Source organism: Pseudoalteromonas lipolytica (genome assembly GCF_001306915.1).
Lineage (GTDB): Bacteria > Pseudomonadota > Gammaproteobacteria > Enterobacterales > Alteromonadaceae > Pseudoalteromonas > Pseudoalteromonas simplex.
Genome location: NZ_LJTC01000003.1, coordinates 1 through 22,517, shown reverse-complemented (window position 1 = coordinate 22,517; position 22,517 = coordinate 1). Strand labels below are relative to the sequence as shown.

Here is a 22,517-nt window from a genome sequence, read left to right as displayed (position 1 = left end):
GCAGCAAATTTATGCTTTCTTATCTATGGAGAAGACAATGAGATTGGCACCCGCCGTGTTAATGAGCAGTATGTTTCTGTTACTTGCGGCATGTTCAGAGCAAGCACAACAAGGTGAAGCAGAGTCGGTAGTTCGCCCTGTAAAACTGTTTAATATTGGTAATAATTCGGAGCAGAGCATTCGCAGCTTTCCTGCTGAAGTGGTTGCTAACCAAGGATCTTACCTTGCCTTTCGAGTAAATGGTGAGTTACTTGAGTTCCCTGCTCTTGCGGGCCAACACGTTGAGAAAGACCAGCTTTTAGCCAAACTCGATCCTGAAGATTTTCAACTGCAATATGATGAGCGCAAAGCACGTTATGAACTTGCAGCGTCTCAACTTGAGCGTGTGCAAAAGCTATTTAACCGCTCAATTGCCAGCCAATCTGAGTTAGACCAAGCCCTTGCTAATAAACAAGTTGCTGAGTCAGCGCTTAAAATTGCCAAAACCAACCTAGATAATAGCGAATTACGCGCGCCGTTCGCGGGTACTGTGGCAAAGGTATTTGTGAAAAACTTTGAAAACATTCAAGCAAAACAAAACATCCTACGCCTTGAAACCCGCGACCTAATGGACGTGGTTATTCAAGTACCCGAAAAACTCATTGCACGCATCGATAAAGACGTTCACTATCAACCTGATGTTGTATTTGATGGTTATCCAAACAAGTCATATCAATTAACCATTAAAGAGTTTGATACCCAAGCCGACCCAATTACTTTAACGTATAAAGTTGTGTTTTCATTACCTGTGCCAGAAGATTTTAATCTACTTGCCGGTATGACTGGCCGCGTTGATATAGACTTAAGCAAAATCACCAGTTCACAATCTCCTTATACATTGCTGCCTGTTGAGGCGGTATTCTCAGAGCCTACTGAGTCTGAAAACGACAACAGCTTTGTGTGGATTTATGACCAAAATACCGGTTTAGTGCACAAGCAAGCTGTTGAAGTTGGCCAATTACATCGTGATGGCATTGAAGTACTCTCAGGTATTAAAGAAGGGCAAATCGTTGTGGCTGCTGGTGTGCACTTTTTAGAAGAAGGCATGAAAGTGCGTCCATGGCAAAAAGAGCGAGGCTTATAATGAGCTTTGCTGCACTCGCTATTGAAAGAAAAGTCATTAGCTGGATGTTCGCGCTGTTTCTACTGATTGGTGGAACCGTCGCTTACTTTGGCTTAGGACAACTTGAAGACCCTGAATTCACCCTAAAAAAAGCCATGGTGATCACCCTTTATCCGGGCGCGTCACCGCAGCAGGTTGAAGAAGAAGTCACCTTCCCTATTGAAAATGCAATTCAGCAGCTACCGTATGTTGATTACGTAACCAGTATTTCATCACCGGGTAAATCGCAAATTACCGTCGAGATGAAAAGCAATTATCGTAAACAAGACTTACGCCAAATATGGGACGAACTGCGTCGTAAAATCAATGATCAGGCATCGTCGATGCCCTCAGGTGTTTATCCAAGCAAGATTATGGATGACTTTGGTGATGTATACGGGGTGATGTATGCAGTCACTGGCGATGGTTATTCTTACGATGAGCTTAAAGATTACGTTGATTATTTAAAACGTGAACTTGTTTTGGTTGATGGCGTTAGTAAAGTAACAGTGGGTGGTGAGCAACAAGCACAAGTTATGGTTGAGATTTCAACCCGCAAGCTTGCCCAGTTAGGTATTTCGCCTAATCGTATTTATCAACTTTTACAAACTCAAAATAGCGTGTCGAACGCTGGTAAAGTGCGTGTTGGCGATGAATCAATTCGCTTACACCCAACCGGTGAATTTAAAGACGTAAAAGAGCTCGAAAACCTACTGATTTCTAAGCCTGGTGAAAATGAGCTTATTTACTTAGGTGACGTTGCCACCGTTTTTCGTGAGTACGCAGAAGTCCCTAACAATATTATTCGCTATAACCAGCAGCAAGCACTACTTGTAGGTGTGTCGTTTAGCACTGGCGTTAACGTTGTTGATGTAGGTGCAAATATTGATGCCCATTTAGCGTCACTAGAGTATCAACGACCACATGGTATGGAAATTAACAGCGTTTATAACCAACCAGAAGAGGTTGAGAAGTCAGTTAGTGGCTTTATTATCAGCCTACTTGAAGCTGTTGCCATCGTTATTATTGTACTTTTAATATTTATGGGCTTTAAAAGTGGCGTACTGATTGGTGTAATACTGCTACTGACCGTATTAGGTACCTTCATTTTCATGAAGTTGTTTGCCATTGATTTACAGCGGATTTCGCTTGGCGCCTTGATTATAGCTTTAGGGATGCTGGTAGATAATGCCATTGTAGTAACCGAAGGCATATTAATAAACCTAAAACGCGGTCAAACAAAACTGCAAGCGGCGACTAACATCGTTAATCAAACCAAGTGGCCATTACTGGGGGCTACGGTTATTGCAATTACTGCCTTTGCGCCGATTGGCTTGAGTTCAGATGCCAGTGGTGAGTTTGCTGGCAGCTTGTTCTGGGTGTTGTTTATTTCCTTGTTACTAAGCTGGATCACCGCCATTACCTTAACGCCTTTTTTCGCTGATTTAATGTTTAAACAAGCCACTGAAAAACAGCCGCATCACGATGAAGACCCTTATCAAGGTGTTATTTTTAATGTTTATAAAGGCGTGTTACATACAGCAATGCGGTACCGTAAAACCACGCTACTGCTGATGGTGATCATGCTTGTTAGCTCAGTTTATGGCTTTAAATTTATCAAGCAGTCGTTCTTCCCAGCATCGAATACTCCTATGTTTTATGTTGATTATTGGCATACACAAGGCGCTGATATTCATACCACTATGGATGGTGTTGCAAAGCTCGAAAAATTCTTACAAGTCGACCCACTGGTTGAAGAAATAACCACAACGGTTGGTCAAGGTGCACCACGTTTCATGCTGACTTACGCACCTGAAAAATCATACCCAGCCTATGGACAATTGATTATTCGAGTAAAAGACCGCGAAGCTGTTACAACTATGATCAAAAAAGTACGCGATTACCAACACGAGCATGTACTTGATGCTCAGCTCAAAGTAAAACGTATGGAAATTGGCCCATCAACAGATGCAAAAATTGAAGCGCGTTTTTCTGGTGCTGATCCTGTGGTACTTCGCCAATTAGCAAAAGAGGCGAAAGACATTCTGCATCAAGATGCGGGGGCATTTAATATTCGTGACGATTGGCGTGCTCGCTCAAAGTTAATTCGTCCGCAATTTAACGAGCAAAAAGCCCGTCGTTTAGGAATTGCCAAATCTGACCTTGATCAACTGCTGTTAACTAGCTTATCGGGTAAACAAGTGGGCGTTTATAAAGATGGCACGCAAATGCTGCCAATTATTGCTCGCTCACCTGCTGAAGAGCGTTTAAACGTTGAAAGCTTGCGTGACTTACAAATTTACAGCCCTGTGTTAGGTGTTTTTGTACCGGTGACACAAGTGGTTGATGATTTTGTTGTTGAGTGGGAAGACAGCTTGATCATGCGACGTGACCGTAAGCGTACCATCACTGTAATGGCCGACCACGATGTTATTGGCGATGAAACTCCAGCGAAGCTGTTTGCACGTGTTCGCAAAGACATAGAAGCTATTGAACTACCTCGTGGCTATGAATTGCAATGGGGCGGCGAATATGAGTCATCAACAGATGCGCAAAAAGCGATTTTTGGCTCATTACCTCTTGGTTACTTAGCCATGTTCGCTATAACTGTATTGCTGTTCAATTCAGTTAAAAAGCCTCTAGTGATTTGGGCAACAGTGCCACTTGCCATTGTGGGTGTATCAGCTGGTTTATTACTAATGAATGCAGCATTTAGCTTCATGGCATTGCTTGGCTTACTGAGCTTAAGCGGTATGCTCATTAAAAACGGCATTGTATTAGTTGATCAAATTAACCTTGAACTTGATAGTGGTAAAGACCCTTACAAAGCAGTATTCGACTCTGGTGTAAGCCGTGTTCGCCCTGTAGCGATGGCTGCAATTACAACCATTTTAGGCATGATCCCACTGCTCTTTGACGTGTTCTTCCAGTCAATGGCGGTAACCATTATGTTTGGCCTTGGTTTTGCGACAGTACTGACACTGATTGTTGTGCCTGTGCTTTATACCATGCTGTTTAAGATCAAAGTACCAAAGCAGCGTCACGCTAATTAATACAGATTGACTCTCAACCAAAAGCCCTTTCAGCAAACTGTTAGGGCTTTTTCTTTATTACCTATTATTTTAAAAGGTAATAAAATCCGCCACAGCCAGCAAATAAAAATAAGCAACACCAAAAATAAAAACGCACTGGTTCTTGGTGCCTATAGATGGTGGTAATGCTCCCTGTATAACTTCGGCTACCTACACGAATTTTATCCGTTAATAATCCCAACACCCCATAACCAACAAACAATAGGGATGCAATAAAGATAAATACATTCTGAAAGCTAGCCATTGATAACCCTGTTTATTAGCCGTGCAAAATTGGTCAGCTATCAATTATTAACTTATTTATTATTCTCGGTAAAGTCGAATGCCGAGAGCTCGCCTGTGCCTAGCATAAGTATTTTGTTATTTAAGGTGGGTTAAGGTGGGTGTCTAGTTAACGTTATTTAAGATGGGTGTCTAGTTACTTTTAAAGTGGATTTCCATTTAAAGTGGGTGTCCATTTTTGGGGAAGCGCACTAGCTTTCGTGAAATTTATTTAACGTGGCTGTCCATTTTGATGATCTGGTTATGGCTCTAAATAAAGTGGGTGTCTGTTTAATGATTAACTTATCAGCTTGTGTGCTAACCTATTTCTGCTGATTTAGTACTTGAAGAATTAAGATGTTTAGAAGTGGTTTTTACTTATTGATTGCAATACTCAGTGGTACTTTAAGTGCCAATGAAAAAGCATACTATCTGCATGAGTCTAATGTGGCTTTTCACGTTGCCGTTGAAAGTTTATCCGATGCTGTTTTAGCAATTGAAGGGCAAAATGGATTGATATTTAACTCAAGATGGATTTTTGGGGAAATAGGCACGCCAATCGCAGATATTTGTGAAGGGCAACAATCAGCCGATTTTGAACTTGGGTGTGATTCTATTTCAAGCCGCGCTGTTGAATCTCATTACGGCTTTCCACAATACAGTCAGATTGCTCTGTATTTTAGACCTAACTTGATTGTGAATGGACTCAAATTGATTGAAGCAAGTGTCAAAAACAATGAAATAGCGCTATTAGTATTTGAAGATGACAATACAAAAGAGCTATTCTTTGTAAGAAAACATCAACTTATCGATATTATCTCGAAAAAACTCACTAAAAAAGAATTTAAACAGAAAAGAGACCGTCTTGAAGATGATGCTATTTACCCTAATAAAGGCTAGGGTTGAAATCAGTATCATTTAGAACCCTGAGGGAACCAGTAAAGACTAGTCAGGGCTCTAATGCGCTGAAGCTTACTTTTTCAGGCTTAATGTACCTGTACGTTTAGTACTGCTACGCTTCGTTTGATTTGGTTTTGATGAGTGTGGATTGCCAGCTTTTGATCTTGATTGACCTTGCTTGGCATCATTGCGTGCTTTTTTCACGTATTTAGAAAAGTCGCGCTTTTTTTCTTCTTCATTGCGTGGCTTTTGCTTCGCACGAGCTTGCGTTGGCTGTTTGTTTTCATCAATTGAACGCTCTTCCGTTTTACCTGAGTCGGCAATTGAGTTATTGATCTCAGCCATTTCTTGTTCGGTTAAGTGACGCCACTGCCCTACTTTTAAACCCTTTAGGGTCACGTTCATAATTCGTGTGCGTTTTAAAGTCACCACTTCATAGCCTAAATATTCACACATACGGCGTATTTGGCGGTTTAAGCCTTGTGTTAGCACAATGGTAAATTGCTGCGGGCCGGTTTGTTTAACCTTACACTTTTTAGTAACGGTATCGAGGATAGGAATACCATTTGCCATCTTATTAACGAACTGGCGATTAAGTGGTTTATCAACCGTTACTACGTATTCTTTTTCATGATTATTACCAGCGCGAAGAATTTTATTAACGATGTCGCCTTCGTTAGTTAAGAAAATTAAGCCTTCTGAAGGTCTATCTAAGCGTCCAATTGGGAAAATACGTTCTGGGTAATTAACTGCTTTAACAATATTGCTTTGGATTTTTCGCTCAGTCGTACAAGTAATACCAACAGGTTTGTTATAGGCAATATAAACCAGCTTAGGCTTTGCTTTTAAAGGCTTGCCATCAATGAGTACATCATCGGCGTCACTGACTTTTACGCCCATTTCAGGCAAGTTGCCGTTAACAGTAACACGACCTTCTTCAATATATTTATCTGCCTCACGGCGTGAACAAAAACCTGTTTCACTGATAAATTTATTTAATCGCTTTAACTCTGTCATGGCACACTTCTGTCTGGATTTTAAAGCCGCTAGTTTATACCAGAAGCCTTTACCAAGCTAGGTAGAATCTAGGCTCTTTGACTACACTTTTAGTGTTGCGCTGCGTTTTTGGGCTTTTCGCTCAATAAACTATGTAGCGTATCAAAATCGAAGGCGTACTCAGTGCTTTTACTGTTTTGCAGTAAGAAGGCTTCAAAAGGGATAACCGACCAATCTTTGATGTTTCTTAGCCAGCGGTAACTTTGAATATTGTGCTTTGTGATCACACCAAGCTTAAACTTAATCGCATCGTGATTCTGCCAATAAGGGTTGCCATTATGATGATCGACCACGCTAATTAGTGCCCACGCTCCCATCATAAAATGCCCGCCAACACTGGCAGTGAGTTTTTGTTGTTCAATTAAGTCTAAATTATCATCAAGCCAGTCTATGCCACCTATGAAATAGGCTTTATCTGTTTTACCTTTCACAGCTTCTAGGGCGCCTTGCGCCATTAAATCAGACGCACACCAAATCACATTGCTATCAGGGTGTCGTTGCAATAATCGGCTTACTTTATTCGCAGCCTCCTGCTTACTCCAATTTGCATAGACAACTTGCTCAAGCTCAACATCTTGTTTACGTAAATAATGAACGAGGCCATCACTGCGGGTGTCAGATTCAGTACCATAATGGCCATTAATAGCAACAAAATGAGGCGTTTGCTTTGTATTTATTGCCTCATCAAGTAAGGCTTTGCCAAGTTGCTCACCGGCTTTGAAGTTATCGTGAAATACTTCACCTAACCAATACTTAAAGCGCTGACGGGGTTTACCGACTTCGTCTCGCTCTACGCCAACAATCGTTTCTTCAAGAGTGATAAATTTAATTTTGTGCTGCTCAAGCAAGGTCATTGACTGCTCTGCACCACCTGGGTAATTAATTAAAATTGCGTAGTCGGGTTTAGCGTTATATTGAAGGTATTGTTTCAGCTCAGCTAATTGAATGTGGCGATTTCCACCGCCATAAATTGTTGTAAGAGCGACATTATTTTGCTTGGCAGCAACCTGCATCACATTAGTCACTCTTTGCCAAAATAAATCACTTTTAACTGAGGGGTTAACTAACAGCACAGAGAATTGCTCGCCAGCATATAGCGGTGAATAGCTAAGCAAGGTTAGAACAAACAAGCAAATCCGCATTACCGCCTCACTCTATTATAATTATTGTATACGAGGAATTAATTAGATAATTTTCGCCAAATTAACTCGCACGGACCTTGTTTAAAATACATACTATACACTTTACAAAAAAACAATTGAAAAACAAGCATAACAGCAATAACTAACCAGTAATCTATTCTATCAAAGCTAAGCGCAGCAGTAGGAAATACAACTTTAAAAAACAATATAAATATGACTGTTTGCATCAAATATAACGTCAATGACATACGCCCAGCTTGCTGTAGCAGCAACCAGTTATTAGGGATATTCTTAACTACTTTCACAATAATGTGGCAATAAAAAATAGCCATGGATAAAGCAGCCAACCAATTAATTGGTTCTACAATCGCGTACATAAAGACACTCTGGTTTGGATCGATTATTAATCTCAGGGCCGTTAAACTTATCGCAGCTGGAACAATCAACTTGAACTGGGAGTTTGTTAAACCATGAATGAATACGCCTTTCTTATATAAATAGACACCCATCAGCATTAACCCTGCGGCCATCCACACAGTGATAAGGGGTACAGCAATAAGCATTATGATAAATACCAAAAAGTTACTGACGAATCCTGCGAAGTAAGAAGAATACGCTGCATCATACGCCATTAAAAAGCTCTCAGAGCTTCTCGTTACAGGGTTAAAATCTGGCTCTACAAAGGTAAGTAAGAATGAAATAAAGGCGCCGAGAAGTAAAAACAACATACCCATACGCAAGTTTTTTTCTTCATCTTGCTGACTAAATTTAAGCGTTAACCAGCCTGCACAAGCATAAATAAACAAAATATCACCAGCCCATAATAAAAAACCATGGGCAAGGCCTATAAATGCCAAAACTTTTAGCCGTTTATGTTGTTTTTCAACATTTTGCCAAAGCTGCCATTGAATAACTAAAGATGCTCCGAATAACAAGCAAAAAAGGCTTCTAAAACGCCCATCAATAAACACGGTATTAATAGTGAAAATTAGCGAGTCTGAAAAGGGTGGCGTAGCACTTGGGGTATAGTCATACTCAAACACAGCAAAGGTGTAGATGTTCATAAACATCAAGCCGAGTACCGCAATACCCCGTAACACATCCATATTTATATTGCGCATAAATCCCTTATAGGTTTTGCCTGCAGCTATCACTCCAATTTACTGCATTTTCGTATATCTTGGGAAGATCTGCGCTTTCAATACTTAGATAGGCAACAGCCTGTTCAAGCGCCCACCAGCTACCAGTTTCGTACGCTTTAACCGTTTCAAGTATGTAATAGAGGATATTTTTTTCTTGCATGAGAGCAGCATGAATTTCGTCAGGAAACGGCAATCTATCCAATAACTTTTCCATAGGTTGATCTAATATGGCATCAAGTAATGAAAATAGCCCTGTTAAAAATGCCTCACCAGTTTGCTGTTTAGCAACACGCTGAGCGATTAATTCACAAAAACGGGCTCTTACAACACAAAGCCGAGTCAACTCGGCTGGTTTTGACTGGGCACTGTGGGCAGTAATAATTAGGCTAACAAACTTTTTAAGTCGTTCATGACCTAAATAAACAAGCGCTTGTTTTAATGAGCCAATTTTACTCTTTATAGGAAAAACACCGCTATTTATTAAACGTAACAGTTTATAAGCAAGTGCAGTATCTAAAGAAAACAAACCAGCGATTTCACTGATATCTGGATCTGGGCGCATGACTTGTGCATAAATCGATAATACCAGCGCATAATTGTAATCAATATCACGATGCTGAATCATCTTCGGTTTAGCAAAAAAATAACCCTGAAAAAAATCAAAGCCCATTTTATGCGCTTTTTCGTAATCATCAGCTGTTTCGAGTTTTTCAGCTAATAGCTTTATCTTTTGATACTTTTTTAATTTATGAACAATCGGGGCCAATTCTTCAAAAGGGGTTTGCTGAACATCAAACTTTATTAAACGAATAAGTTTTAAAAAACGGTCCCATTCGGGTTGGTAAACAAAATCATCCAACGCTAATTTATAGTTGTTATGAAATAACTCACGGCAATATTCGTAATTTTCGTCCGTTGGCTCAATGGTTTCAAGTAACTCAATCACGACATCATTTGTTGGCAAAAATGCGCAAAGGTCCAGCTTCAAAGACTCTGGACCAATATTAATCAATGCTTTTTTACCCGACGTTATATGACGAGTACCTAAATTGAGCTGGTTTTCCATAATTAGGCGAGCCGTTGCCGTGCTCTCTGACACATCAGGAAAACTATTTTGTAAACTATCTCTAAATAGTAGCTCATAGGCGACAACTTGTTGACGACGATTAAAGACCGCTTGCCTAGCAACAAATACAGCCACTTTACCTACTTTTCTTATTTTATATCACACTAAGTAATTAATAGCTGAAATTGGTAAAAAAGTCACCTAATTACCATGAATCACTTACTTTTTATTGATATAAGCCAGATAAATAGCCTTCTGCAACGGATTGCCACGTAAAACGGGCATTTCGAGCCTGTTCACATATTGAGCACCATTTTTCTGGTTGCGATTTTTTAAGCTCAAGCGCATCACTAAAACTAGTAACAAGTTCGTAGCTTTGTGATGCCAAACTCTCGCCTTGGAAACTAAAACCACTCACATGATGTTCTACTGTATCACGTAAACCACCTACACCATGTACTAAGCACGGCTGTCCTGCTCGCATTGCTAACATCTGGCTAATACCGCACGGCTCAAATGAACTTGGCATTAAAAATAAATCGCCTAAGTGGTACATGTATTCACCAACATAATGCGCATAACCTTTTAAAAATAGCAGGTTATCTTGACGTGCCATAACTGATGTCATGATGTGCTCAAGTTCAGTATCCCCTGAGCCTAAAATAACCATGTAGCCGTTATGTTGTTTTAAACGCTGACATAACTCATCTAACACAAGCCCTTTATCATAAGGCTGACGAAGTAACAGTGCTTTTTGGTCCGTTAAACGACCCACACTGGTTACTAATGGCCCAGAAAACGGCCGTGTTTTAAATTGAAGTAATCGTTGATGCGCTATGTAATAGCTTGAATCTAATACTGGGCTTTTTGCCATCCATTGAAATAACGCATTTTCGGCATGTTGATAAAGACTCGCTAAGCTGATGTCTTCAAGCTTCATTCCTGGGTACTCGCAACCATTAAGAATGCCCACTACACGCCCTTGTTCATAGGCAGCCTGCAAGTCAGCTTCAAGTCCCTCACCACCAAAAAAGCCTTTTTCAGCATCACTTGGACGCAGTACTTCTTGGCAATAAGTTGGCGAAACAAGGTGTACTTTATCAACCAGGTTAATAGCAGTACGCATTGGGTTAAAGCAATCAAAATAGCGCGGATCGCATAACCTTTCGCCGTTATAACCTAAACTTGGGAACCAGGCTTCTAGGCTTGAGCTATCACCTTTGAAAGGACGTATCCCTTGCAATGCAAGGTTATGTACTGTGTAAGCTAAAAATATGTGCGCTAGTTTTCTATAGCGGCTATCTGTTTTAAGTAATAGAGCAACACAAGCACTGTGCCAATCATGTAAATGCACAACATCCGGCGTGCGAATAAGCCCTTGTAATAAGGCTTCGCAAACAGCAGCGTTAAAAAGAGCAAACTTACTTGCATCGGTTGCAAACGGACGGTACGGTTCATCATTACAATAAACAGCGCCGTTATGGCGGCTAAATTCCCAATGAGAAATAAGCAGTTGCGTTATACCTTCTTCATTTTTAGCAAGCTTCCACACATCCAGTTTTTGCATTTGACCTGCAAAGGGCACGTGCACTACACCTATGTGATGCCGCTCTAAATAATCAAAGCCATAATCTGGGATCACCACATCAACACTAAGGCCTCTTTCTACTAACGCTTTAGGGCAATCTCTAACAACATCCGCTACACCACCGACTTTTGCATTCGGTAATGCATCATTCTCTGCTGCTACCATCAATACATGCATGCTTTGCAGTACTCCATAAAACTTTTATACCAATTGGCAATAATACTTAATTAAGCAAGCTGGTATTATTCAAATATAAATAAAGGAGGGGCTTGCCCTCCCTTTTTGTCTTAGCGCGATTGCTTAAGCAAGGCGTTTATTATCTTGCTCTTGTTGCTCTAACTTCTTCGCAAGCTCATTCAACATATCACGAGTGACCAGCACAATCCCTTTTTTCGAGACTCTAAAGCCATTTTCTTTGTCGACTTTGTTATCGTAACCGATTTCAAGTCCTTCGGGGATCTCACAGTTACGGTCAATAATAGCACGCCTAATCTTACAATTTCGGTTGATCTTAACACCTGGTAATATCACTGATTCTTCGATTTCACAGAATGAATGAACATATACATTCGAGAAAAGTAGTGACTTCTTAACTTTAGAACCAGAAATAATACAGCCACCTGATACTGTTGAATCAACAGCCATACCACGTCTGTCATCATCATCAAAAATGAATTTAGCAGGTGGTAACTGCTCTTGATAAGTCCAAATTGGCCATTTTGGATCATAAAGGTCAAGCTGTGGCTGTGGCATTACCAGCTCCATGTTGGCTTCCCAGAATGAGTCAAGTGTACCCACATCGCGCCAGTATGGCTGACCATCATGTACATCTCTAAACGGGTATGCAAATACGTTATGCTCTTCGATGATAGCAGGGATAATATCGTGACCGAAATCTCGGCCAGAACCTTCAGTTTCTGCGTCTTTTTTCAATTGTTCAAATAAGAACTCAGTATTGAAAATATAGTTACCCATTGATGCTAAACAGGTCCCTGGCTTACCAGGCACAGAAGTAGGCTCAGCAGGTTTTTCATCAAAACGACGAACACGATTGCTTTCATCAACTGTCATTACACCAAATGTATCTGCCGCTTCTTCGCAAGGTACCTCAATACAACATACCGTCATATCAGCACCTGTCTCAACGTGTTTAGCCAACAAACCACCGTAGTCCATACAATAAACGTGGTCACCCGAGAGGATCATCACATACTTAGGCAGCTCATGGCGGATAATATCCATATTTTGGAATACCGCATCAGCTGTACCACAATACCAGTCATCTCCATTTCGCTGAGAGGCAGGAAGTATTTCAACTGATTCTCCCAATTCTTTTTTGAAATGGCCCCATGCACGATTTACGTGACGAATTAACGAGTGCGACTTATATTGAGTAGCAATACCAACTCGACGAATACCTGAATTTATACAGTTCGACAGTGGAAAGTCGATGATTCGGTGTTTACCACCAAAATAGACTGCTGGTTTAGCACGCCAGTCTGTTAATTCATGTAAACGTGAACCTCGCCCTCCTGCTAGGATGAGGGCATACGTTTCTCTTGTTAAACTACTTATATATCGGTTTGCATAACTTGGCATAACTCTCTCCGTCTTAAGCTAGCTGCTTTTCTTCTGTGTGTTTTGCTGTGCACTAGTATCCATTAATGGCTCCAAATGCCAGATGTCGTCACTGTATTGACTAATGGTCCTATCGCTCGAAAACATGCCACTGGCTGCAGTATTCAAAATACTCATTTTTGTCCAGTGAGCAGTATCTAAGTAGGCTTGTTCAACTTGCTCTTGCGCTTCTACAAAGCTGGCAAAATCATGAGCGACTAACCATGGATCGTGCGGGCTCTTAATCGCCGCAATAATGTCGTCAAATAAATTAGGCTCAAACAGGTTAAAATGACCGCTCTCAAGTAATTGCATTACTTTATAGAGGCTGTCAGTTTGGTGAATAATCTGCTCAGGATTATAGTGTGCTTTGATATCGTCAATTTGCTCTGCACGTGCACCAAATAAGAAGAAGTTATCAGCACCCACTGCATCACGAATTTCAATGTTAGCGCCATCTAACGTACCTATAGTCAAAGCACCGTTCATCATGAACTTCATGTTACCTGTGCCAGATGCTTCTTTACCTGCTGTAGAAATTTGCTCAGATAAATCAGTTGCTGGGCAAATAGTTTCCATGGCTGTTACGTTGTAGTTTGGTAAAAAAGCAACTCTTAAATACGGTTTAGCAAGCGGATCTTTATTGATCACTTCTGCTACGTTATTAATTAATTTAATAATTTTCTTCGCCATGTAGTAACCTGGTGCAGCTTTACCGCCCAGTAGCACGCAACGAGGAACAATGTTTGCTGTATCGCCTTGGCGAATACGATCGTAAAGGTGAATAACGTGCAGTACGTTTAATAGCTGACGCTTATATTCGTGAATACGTTTAACTTGCACGTCAAACATCATTTCTGCGTCAAACTGTACACCACAGCGGTTTTTTACTAATTCAACAAGGCGTTGCTTATTAGTGTGCTTTACAGCTTGCCATTGTTTATGGAATTTAGGGTCGTCATATAGACGGCGTAACTGGCTAATTTTGCTAAAGTCAGCAACCCATTCATCACCAATGTGTTGATTAAGCAGTTTTGCTAATTCAGGGTTACAATGTGCTAACCAACGACGCGGTGTTACACCATTGGTTTTATTATTGAATTTATCTGGCCATAGCTGATAAAACTCGTTAAATAAGCCGGCTTTAAGCAGCTCAGTGTGAAGTGCAGCCACACCATTAACCGAATAACTACCCACAATCGCTAAATATGCCATGCGAATTTGCGGCTCAGGGCCTTCTTCGATCAGTGACAGTGCACGCTGTTTTTCAACATCACCAGGCCAAGCTAACGCAACTTCGGCTAAGAAACGCGCATTGATTTCATAAATAATTTCTAAGATACGCGGTAGTAATCGGGCAAATAAAGATACTGACCACTTCTCTAATGCTTCAGGAAGTAAAGTGTGGTTTGTATAAGCCATGGTCTTAGTCGTGATAGACCACGCTTCTTGCCAATCTAGCTCATACTCATCAACCAAAATACGCATAAGCTCAGCAACAGCAATACTTGGGTGCGTATCGTTTAATTGAAAAACATGGTAATCAGCAAAGTCAGAGAAGTCTTCGCCATGTTTGCTAACCCAGGTATCAATGATGTCTTGTAAACTCGCCGATGATAAGAAGTATTGCTGACGTAAACGTAGCTCTTTACCGTTCTCGCTACTATCATTTGGGTAAAGTACCATTGTGATTTGTTCAGCTAAGTTTTTACGCGCTACAGCTTCTGAGTAACTACCCGCATTGAACTCGCTTAAATCAAATTCGTCAGTGGCTTCTGATTTCCATAAACGTAGGGTGTTTACAATATCGTTCTTGTAACCCGGAATCGGCACATCATAAGGGACAGCTAAGACATCATGAGAATCTAGCCATTGACGGTGTTCACGACCCTGTTTATCAGTATAGCTTTCAACATGACCGAAGAATTTTACGCGTTTTGATTGCTCAGGCGCACTCAGCTCCCACGGGTGCCCTTCACGTAACCAATTATCTGGTTGTTCAATTTGATGACCATTTTCAATAGCTTGATTAAACATGCCATATTCATAACGAATACCATAGCCAACCACTGGTAATGCAAGACTTGCACAGCTATCTAAAAAACATGCAGCTAAGCGCCCTAAGCCACCATTACCTAGACCTGCATCATGCTCAGCCTCCGCAACTTGCTCAAGTTCGGTGCAGTATTCTTGCAACGCCTTAGCTACTTGCTCATCTAAATCTAAGTTTAAAATCGCATTACCAAGGGCGCGGCCCATTAAAAATTCAAGTGACAAGTAAGCTGTTTTACGGCGTTTTTGTTCATGAATTTGCTGTTTTGTTACTCGGCAACGAGCAACTAATCGGTCACGAATAGTTAATGCTAATGCATGGTATAAATACAGTTGTGATTTACCTACTTTGTCACGTCCAAGGGTGTAATAAAAATGGCGTGATAAATCATCGTCTAAGGTACTTTCATCAACTGTAGGCGCATCCTGCCAGCCCTTAACAACACATACTTGATCGGCATTTTTAGCCATGATTAAGATCCTCTGAATTGGCGGTAAAAACCCAGCTGCTCATTGCAGCAATCTCGTGTTCCTTGTCAACAAACTGAGTTGACATTGGATGAATGCTGGTCAGCGCTAACTGCCATTTTCCTTTATCTAAGTTAGGAAGTTGGCAAGTTACAGGCTCTGATCCTGCATTTAATATGATCAATAAAGCTTGATTTGTGTGCTTGTCAGTCAGGCTGTATATCAGCACCTGGCGATCGCCTTGATGCCAATCGTCTTGTTGCATATTGGTGCCTGATTCAGTGAACCACGCGACGTCATAACGCGGGTCATTGTCGTGAACAAAAAAGCGGTGTTTAAAAATGCTGAACTCTTTACGAATGCGCAAAACATCGTCAATAAAACGTGTAAGAGGATGACTAAATTGTGAGTCTTTCCATGCAAGCCAACTTGTGCGATTGTTTTGACAATAGGCGTTGTTGTTACCACCTTGTGAGTGTGCCATTTCGCTTCCTAATGAAAGCATAGGCACGCCTTTAGAAAGCAACAAAGTTAACAGCATATTTTTTTGTTGCTGTAAGCGTAATTTGCTCACTTGTGGGTCATTGGTAAATCCTTCAACGCCACAATTGAATGAGTGATTGTCACTGTGTCCATCACGATTTTGCTCGCCATTGGCTTCGTTATGTTTATTCTCGTAACTAACTAAATCTGCAAGCGTAAAACCATCATGACTAGTGATAAAATTGATACTGTTAAGTGGCCCACGTAGGTTATGCTCAAACAAGTCAAACGAACCATGTAAACGTTTTGCAAGCTCACCAATTACGCCCTGTTCTTGTTTCCAAAAGCGTCTTATCGTATCGCGATATTTATCATTCCATTCACGCCACGGTGCCGGAAAAGCCCCTAATTGGTAACCTCCTGGGCCTATATCCCAAGGCTCTGCAATGAGTTTAACTTGGCTGAGTACGGGGTCTTGATTAATCGCTTGGAAAAACGCATGTGCCTGATTAAAGCCATTTGGGTTACGCGCTAAAATGGTTGCTAAGTCAAAACGAAAGCCATCGACCCCCATCACTTCAACCCAATAACGCAAGCTATCAAGTACCAGCTGTAAAGAGCGTGGCGAATCAATATTTACCGTGTTACCACAGCCGGTATCATTAATATAATGCTGTGGCTTATCAGCAACGGTGCGGTAGTATCCTAAATTGTCTAAGCCACGTAGTGATAAAATAGGCCCATCTGTGCCCGCCTCAGCTGTGTGGTTATAAACCACATCGAGTATCACTTCGATATCTGCTTTGTGAAGCGCCCCGACCATTTCTTGAAACTCACTAATATCATCATTAACGAGATACTCTTTATGCGGCGTAAAGAAGCTAAGCGTGTTGTAGCCCCAGTAATTTTGTAAACCTTTAGCAGTTAGAAACTGCTCGCTGATAAATGCATGAATAGGTAATAATTCTAGGCAAGTCACCCCAATAGTGCGTAAATGCTCAATAAAGCTAGGATGGCTTAAACCTAAAAACTTACCTTGTAACGATTTTGGAATTTCAGGGTGGCGACAGGTTGCACCAACTACATGACATTCGTAAATAACCGTTTTACCCCAGCTGTGGTTCGGCTTTTTACCTGTGTAAGGTGACAGCTCCCGGACTCGAGATTTTGGCATATCAATAGCATTGTTGACCTGGCTTAACTTTCCTACAGGCATTTGCCCATAGTGACGTTCACTCCACGTAAACTCGCCATAAAAATCATGCGCATAAGGGTCTAACAACAATTTGTGATTATTAAAAAAGAGTCCTTTTTCGGGTGCGTACTCACCATCAGCGCGAAAACCATACAAGGCGCCACTTTTCAGAGGGCTCACTTTTAGTGTCCAGATACCGCCTTCGTTCATATGCATCGCTAGGGTGAGAATTTCTGAATGACCACTGCTATCAAATAAGCACAGAGACATATGTTGTGCTTGTGGTGCGTACACAGCAAAGTTTACGCCCTCACCAACAACAGATGCCCCTAAAGGCGAGCTCACCCCAACTTCGAGTTCAACACTATGACTCATCGCTCACCTTCTTAAGGTAAATTGTCGCAAGACCAGGCAAAGACACACTGATGCTTTGATTAAAGCCATGGCTTTCAATCGCTTGGCTTACGATGATTTGCTCTGCGTGACTAGTTGCATCAACGCCAGAACCAAAATAGTTCGCTTTATCTGTGTTCAAAATAACTTGATAAGTGCCAGCTTTTGGCACACCTATCACGTAGTCGTGATACACCTGTGGCGTTAAATTACAAATCACTACCACAAAATCTTCTGCTTTCTTTGCATAGCGAATAAAGCTAAACATACTTTGCTCAGCATTGTTGCTGTCGAGCCAAGCAAAACCTGCTGGGCTGGTATCTTGCTCGTATAAAGCTGGCGTACTAGTGTAAACAGCATTTAAATCTTTAATCGTTTGCTGCATGCCACTGTGGCTAATATGCTCAAGTAAATGCCAATCAAGCGATTGGTCATGATTCCACTCTTTACGCTGGGCGATTTCAGCACCCATAAACAATAATTTTTTACCTGGATGCGCCCACATAAAGGCATAATATGCACGTAAGTTTGCAAACTTTTGCCAGTCGTCCCCTGGCATTTTTTCAATTAATGAGCCTTTACCATGCACCACTTCATCATGGCTAAGCGGTAAAATATAGTTCTCGCTGTAGGCGTAAACCATCGAAAAGGTCATTTCGTGGTGGTGATGTGAACGGTAAAGGGAATCGCGCTGCATATAATGCAAACTGTCATTCATCCACCCCATATTCCACTTATAACCAAAACCTAAACCATCATGGTCAACTTGGCGCGTAACACCCGGCCACGCAGTTGACTCTTCAGCCACCATCATAATGCCCGGATTTTTTGCATAGCAGCGCATATTGACTTGTTTTAAGCACTCAATAGCGCCTAAGTTTTCTCTGCCGCCGTATTGATTTGCAACCCACTGCCCTTCTTCACGGCTGTAGTCTAAATAAAGCATTGAAGCAACCGCATCCACACGTAAGCCATCAATACCAAATTCATGTAGCCAGTACATTGCATTCGCAATCAGAAAGCTACGAACCTCTGCGCGGTCATAATTGTAGATATAGGTATTCCAATCAGGGTGAAAACCTTGTCTCACATCAGCGTGTTCGTATAGATGGGTGCCATCAAAACGATGTAAACCATGAGGATCACTTGGGAAATGACCAGGTACCCAGTCAAGAATAAGGCCAATATCGGCTTCGTGACATTGCTCGACGAAGTAAACAAAATCTTCAAAGCTGCCATAGCGACTGGTCGGGGCAAATAATCCAACGGGTTGATAACCCCAAGAACCATCAAATGGGTACTCGCTGATTGGCATTAATTGTAGATGCGTAAAGCCAAGCTCTTTTGTGTAAGGAATAAGATTATCAGCAAGTTCACGCCATGTGAGATAGCGCTCGCCATCATCCCGTCTTTGCCAAGAACCCGCATGCACTTCATAAATACTAACAGGCGCATCAACACTGTTTCGTTTTGCACGATTTGCTAACGCCCTTTCAGAAAGCTGAATACCCGTTTTTAGCTTTTGCAGTACTGACGCCGTACCCGGTGCTTGTTGCATCTTAAACGCAAATGGATCGGCTTTATCAAGCACTTCTCCTGTTAGAGTGGTGATAGCAAATTTATAGCATTGATGCTCTTTAAGCCCAGGAATAAATAACTCCCATACCCCACTGGCAGGATGAAAACGCATAAAATGACGATTACGCTGCCAATAATTAAATTCACCAATAACCGATACACTACTGGCATTCGGCGCCCACACTGTAAAGCGAACACCATCAACCCCTTGTTGAGTCACAAAATGTGCACCAAAATGTTGATACGCATACTCTAAACTGCCTTCATTAAACAGATACATTGCCTGTTCATCTAAGCTGCTTTCAAAGCTGTACTCATCATATTGTTGATGAGTAAATTCATTGCTATAGCTAACATCCAGCTGGTAGTCAGGTTTCGTTTTTGATTTGATATTTGCGACAAATAAATGACTATCACCTTGTTGCTGCGCAACGATTTTTTCTGTGCCAAGCAGAATCGAAACACTGCTTGCGCCAGGCAAAAAGCAACGAATTTCATAGCTCGTAGGGCCACTTTTATGCGCCCCAAGAAAGCTGAAAGGATCTCTAAAACAACCACTGGCTAATGCATCGATTTGTTTTTGATAAATAACAGATTGTGCACTTTGCTCTTGACGAACACGACTTCGCATTATTGATTCCTTATCGAAATTAAATTGGCTAAGAATGACTGTTGCGCTTCGATAATCTGCGCAGCTGGACGCGACAATAAACGCCGCCAATTTGGGTACTCTTTATCAGTACCGGGGATATTTACAGGCAGTATTTGCTGATCTAAGTCATCTATTTGAATAGTAAATAGCTTTGCTGGTGCTGCCGCTAATGAGGATGCCAACGCTTCATAAACCGTAAAGGCATCTGTTTCTAACGATAAATGCTGGTGTGACTCTCGTGCGATAAAATTAAGCATACGATGCTTTTCAATGTTTCTCGCATCGAATTGAGCCCGAGTTTGCTCATCATCAAGCAAACCATATTGTTGTTTAATCGTAATATCGTGGCCAATCCACCAGCCTTTGAATGGTGGTACATCATGGTTGGCTATCATTAAAAGGCTATGAGGCGCAAAATGCTCAGCCGCTAAAAACTCGCCTTGATAATCTTTTTCAAAGTAGAACAACCCATTTGAATAGATTGCACTTGCTTTTAATGCTTCACGCACTTCATTAGGTACCACACCTAAATCTTCACCAATTACGACGCATTGATTAAGATGAGATTCAATTTTAAGCACTGCTAATAACTGTTCAAACGGATAATAAACATAACAACCATCTTGCTGGGAATTATTCTCAAAACACCACCAAAGACGGCGAATTGCCATTACATGGTCAATTCTAAGACCACCCACATCTTCCATATTGGCCCGGATAAGTGAGCGATAAAAAGCAAAGTTGTCTTTACTTAACTTTTGTGGATTCAGTGCTGGCAAACCCCAATTCTGACCATGTTCAGCCCAAGGATCTGGCGGAGCTCCAACATGAGCATTTTCGGCAAATAGCTCATTTTGGCTTTTGAACTCACTGCCATCACCTGCACAGCCAACGGCTAAGTCATTAATAAGGCCAATTGCCATACCGCTATCACGGGCAGCTTGCTGGCAGATATTTAATTGAAGGTGAGCTTGCCATTGTAAATAGCTAGCATAATCACGGTCGCCAACCAACATGGTCGACAGGCTGCGTTTATGGGTTTCATAAAAACGAGCGAACTGCTGTTTTCGCTCTTCTGAAGCAAACTCACAAAATTGTTGATATAAACAGCTAAACACTTGATATTTAAAATCACTAACCGATGTATAATCAATGTAAGTCGCATCGGTTTGCGGTTTATTTGCCAATAATTTATCAAGTGCATTATTATTTTTGGCGTCTTCGCATAATGACACAGCAATATACAGCGGGTTCAATAACGCTCGGCTATTTGGACTATAAGGACTCGCCCTCTCAGGACTGTGTTCAAACAGTAAATGCAGCGGATTAAGCAACACATAATCCATATTGTTAGTCGCGGCTGCTTTAATAAGTTTTGTTAAATCAGCGAAATCACCAATTCCTAACCCCTCTTCATTGCATAAGCTATAAAGCTGAATGGATAAGCCCAAACGCTTTTTATCATCAATAGAAAAGCTTTCTTTAGGTGTGATCCATAGCTGACTGTGAGCTTGCTGATCTGCCACTGTAATGAGTGCATCATGGTAACCGATTGGCATTTCAGGAACTGGCAATGCAAGCTCAAGATAACGAATGCCGTTTAGGCCGTAATCACCTAGTACAGCTAAACCTTGCAAGTTTTCACAAGTAAAATGAATATCAAGCGAAGGCACGCTTAGAGTACATGAGCGTGTTAATAAACGCTCATCAACGCGTACTTTCAAAATTGGATGGTGTGCCTCAATAATGCTTGTATGAGGCAACAAGTTCAGCCAAGTACCTGCATCTAATGCAAAATTAAGTTGGTTTATTACATCAGAATCTTGGGTATTTATACCGCAACAACTAAGCGCCTGCTTGCGTGTACTTTCATCGAAAATAACATGCTCACCAGTGTATTTAGTATATTCATAGCCTATGCCATGCAGGTAATATAACTGAGATAGTGAGTGCATCAAAACACCTAAGCGCGCTGGGTATTAACAATGCTGTTATCAGTACCAAAACCGTTAGGAATATAACCATCAGCTTGGTGGTCGTTGTCCCATGTCTCGCCATTGATTAGATAACGGAAGTGAAACTCTTGATCAAGTGGTAAACGCTGCTTGCATTTGAAAACTTGCTCTTTTTTATTGAACTTCATTGGCACAGGCTGCCAATCTGTAAACTCCGCAACTAATTGCACATCTTCAGCATCAGGATGCTTAAATTCAAAAGTAACTTCGGTTTCGTCTTTAGTTTTAAAAAAACGTTTGCTTAGCATAGTGGGCTCCAATTCAACCAATTGGTAAATTAATCCTTGCCACAGTACCGCATTCAACGACTCTATAAGCGGAGGCTGTGCGTTCCAGGTTTCACAAACTTGATTACCAAATCATCAAGTTCATTAAGTAAATCAAACCTATATTTACGCATTATGACAGTGCAACTGTTTATTTTTCGCACCAAGATAGTGCGTAAATTAAACAAAAATTACAACAATCATATTGCTGTATTATTACGAGCAATAACTGAACCAAGTTGATGATAAAATACACTTTAATTTCAGTATGTTTTATCTACTCTCGTAATGACTTATAAAAAGTAGATAACAAATTGGGTTGGGTAAAGTGAATTAAATTGAAGTGAACAATTAGAGCAAAAACACTAAAAAGACACTATTTCATTTCGTAAAAAATATAAGCATATAAT

At 41.0% G+C, this 22,517-nt stretch carries 14 protein-coding genes; 3 read left to right on the top strand and 11 right to left on the bottom strand.

Translation table 11 applies throughout. The features are described 5' to 3' along the window. Nucleotides 1–37 precede the first annotated feature (37 nt). The 3 genes from AOG27_RS05335 (at nucleotide 38) to AOG27_RS05325 (ending at nucleotide 5,394) form a co-directional block, all read left to right on the top strand. Nucleotides 38–1,123 (top strand): efflux RND transporter periplasmic adaptor subunit, encoded by a 1,086-nt coding sequence (locus tag AOG27_RS05335; RefSeq protein WP_054551980.1) that lies wholly within the window; start codon nucleotides 38–40, stop codon nucleotides 1,121–1,123. Then, complete coding sequence (locus AOG27_RS05330) at nucleotides 1,123–4,194, top strand: efflux RND transporter permease subunit (protein ID WP_054551979.1); 3,072 nt, start codon at nucleotides 1,123–1,125, stop codon at nucleotides 4,192–4,194. Before AOG27_RS05335 ends, AOG27_RS05330 begins: the two co-directional genes overlap by 1 nt. A 657-nt stretch (nucleotides 4,195–4,851) precedes the next feature. Further along, nucleotides 4,852–5,394, top strand: a complete 543-nt coding sequence (locus AOG27_RS05325) for a hypothetical protein (RefSeq protein WP_054551978.1) — start codon at nucleotides 4,852–4,854, stop codon at nucleotides 5,392–5,394. A 72-nt stretch (nucleotides 5,395–5,466) separates the two neighbouring features. On the opposite strand, the gene rluF is transcribed toward AOG27_RS05325, so the two are convergent. From rluF to AOG27_RS05270, 11 genes are all read right to left on the bottom strand, one after another. Beyond that, entirely contained in the window at nucleotides 5,467–6,411 is a 945-nt protein-coding gene (rluF, locus tag AOG27_RS05320) for a 23S rRNA pseudouridine(2604) synthase RluF (RefSeq protein WP_054551977.1), read from the bottom strand. An 89-nt stretch (nucleotides 6,412–6,500) separates the two neighbouring features. After that, entirely contained in the window at nucleotides 6,501–7,580 is a 1,080-nt protein-coding gene (locus AOG27_RS05315; RefSeq protein WP_228482493.1) for an ABC transporter substrate-binding protein, read from the bottom strand. A 50-nt stretch (nucleotides 7,581–7,630) separates the two neighbouring features. Next, on the bottom strand, nucleotides 7,631–8,713 hold the full coding sequence (locus tag AOG27_RS05310; RefSeq protein WP_082389199.1) for a DUF418 domain-containing protein: 1,083 nt from the start codon (nucleotides 8,711–8,713) through the stop codon (nucleotides 7,631–7,633). Between the two features lie 7 nt (nucleotides 8,714–8,720). Beyond that, the gene (locus AOG27_RS05305) at nucleotides 8,721–9,935 is read right to left on the bottom strand and encodes an EAL and HDOD domain-containing protein (protein WP_054551975.1); all 1,215 of its coding nucleotides are present in this window, start codon (nucleotides 9,933–9,935) and stop codon (nucleotides 8,721–8,723) included. A 91-nt stretch (nucleotides 9,936–10,026) separates the two neighbouring features. Then, entirely contained in the window at nucleotides 10,027–11,565 is a 1,539-nt protein-coding gene (locus AOG27_RS05300) for a glycogen synthase (protein WP_054551974.1), read from the bottom strand. A gap of 123 nt (nucleotides 11,566–11,688) precedes the next feature. Continuing rightward, nucleotides 11,689–12,987, bottom strand: a complete 1,299-nt coding sequence (gene glgC / locus AOG27_RS05295) for a glucose-1-phosphate adenylyltransferase (RefSeq protein WP_054551973.1) — start codon at nucleotides 12,985–12,987, stop codon at nucleotides 11,689–11,691. Nucleotides 12,988–13,005: 18 nt separating this feature from the next. Beyond that, nucleotides 13,006–15,528 (bottom strand): glycogen/starch/alpha-glucan phosphorylase, encoded by a 2,523-nt coding sequence (locus AOG27_RS05290; protein WP_054551972.1) that lies wholly within the window; start codon nucleotides 15,526–15,528, stop codon nucleotides 13,006–13,008. Then, on the bottom strand, nucleotides 15,521–17,578 hold the full coding sequence (gene glgX, locus AOG27_RS05285) for a glycogen debranching protein GlgX (RefSeq protein ID WP_054551971.1): 2,058 nt from the start codon (nucleotides 17,576–17,578) through the stop codon (nucleotides 15,521–15,523). The genes AOG27_RS05290 and glgX overlap by 8 nt, the downstream gene beginning before the upstream one ends. Beyond that, complete coding sequence (gene glgB, locus AOG27_RS05280; protein WP_054551970.1) at nucleotides 17,568–19,805, bottom strand: 1,4-alpha-glucan branching protein GlgB; 2,238 nt, start codon at nucleotides 19,803–19,805, stop codon at nucleotides 17,568–17,570. The genes glgX and glgB overlap by 11 nt, the downstream gene beginning before the upstream one ends. Beyond that, entirely contained in the window at nucleotides 19,805–21,781 is a 1,977-nt protein-coding gene (gene malQ / locus AOG27_RS05275; protein WP_054551969.1) for a 4-alpha-glucanotransferase, read from the bottom strand. The genes glgB and malQ overlap by 1 nt, the downstream gene beginning before the upstream one ends. Before the next feature lie 8 nt (nucleotides 21,782–21,789). After that, nucleotides 21,790–22,089, bottom strand: a complete 300-nt coding sequence (locus tag AOG27_RS05270; RefSeq protein ID WP_054551968.1) for an isoamylase early set domain-containing protein — start codon at nucleotides 22,087–22,089, stop codon at nucleotides 21,790–21,792. Between the last annotated feature and the right edge of the window lie 428 nt (nucleotides 22,090–22,517).

Coding starts and splice junctions, on each gene's coding strand:
- AOG27_RS05335 (WP_054551980.1), top strand. CDS start 38: ATGAGATTGGCACCCGCCGTGTTAATGAGCAGTATGTTTCTGTTACTT.
- AOG27_RS05330 (WP_054551979.1), top strand. CDS start 1,123: ATGAGCTTTGCTGCACTCGCTATTGAAAGAAAAGTCATTAGCTGGATG.
- AOG27_RS05325 (WP_054551978.1), top strand. CDS start 4,852: ATGTTTAGAAGTGGTTTTTACTTATTGATTGCAATACTCAGTGGTACT.
- rluF (WP_054551977.1), bottom strand. CDS start 6,411: ATGACAGAGTTAAAGCGATTAAATAAATTTATCAGTGAAACAGGTTTT.
- AOG27_RS05310 (WP_082389199.1), bottom strand. CDS start 8,713: ATGCGCAATATAAATATGGATGTGTTACGGGGTATTGCGGTACTCGGC.
- AOG27_RS05300 (WP_054551974.1), bottom strand. CDS start 11,565: ATGCATGTATTGATGGTAGCAGCAGAGAATGATGCATTACCGAATGCA.
- glgC (WP_054551973.1), bottom strand. CDS start 12,987: ATGCCAAGTTATGCAAACCGATATATAAGTAGTTTAACAAGAGAAACG.
- AOG27_RS05290 (WP_054551972.1), bottom strand. CDS start 15,528: ATGGCTAAAAATGCCGATCAAGTATGTGTTGTTAAGGGCTGGCAGGAT.
- glgX (WP_054551971.1), bottom strand. CDS start 17,578: ATGAGTCATAGTGTTGAACTCGAAGTTGGGGTGAGCTCGCCTTTAGGG.
- glgB (WP_054551970.1), bottom strand. CDS start 19,805: ATGCGAAGTCGTGTTCGTCAAGAGCAAAGTGCACAATCTGTTATTTAT.
- malQ (WP_054551969.1), bottom strand. CDS start 21,781: ATGCACTCACTATCTCAGTTATATTACCTGCATGGCATAGGCTATGAA.
- AOG27_RS05270 (WP_054551968.1), bottom strand. CDS start 22,089: ATGCTAAGCAAACGTTTTTTTAAAACTAAAGACGAAACCGAAGTTACT.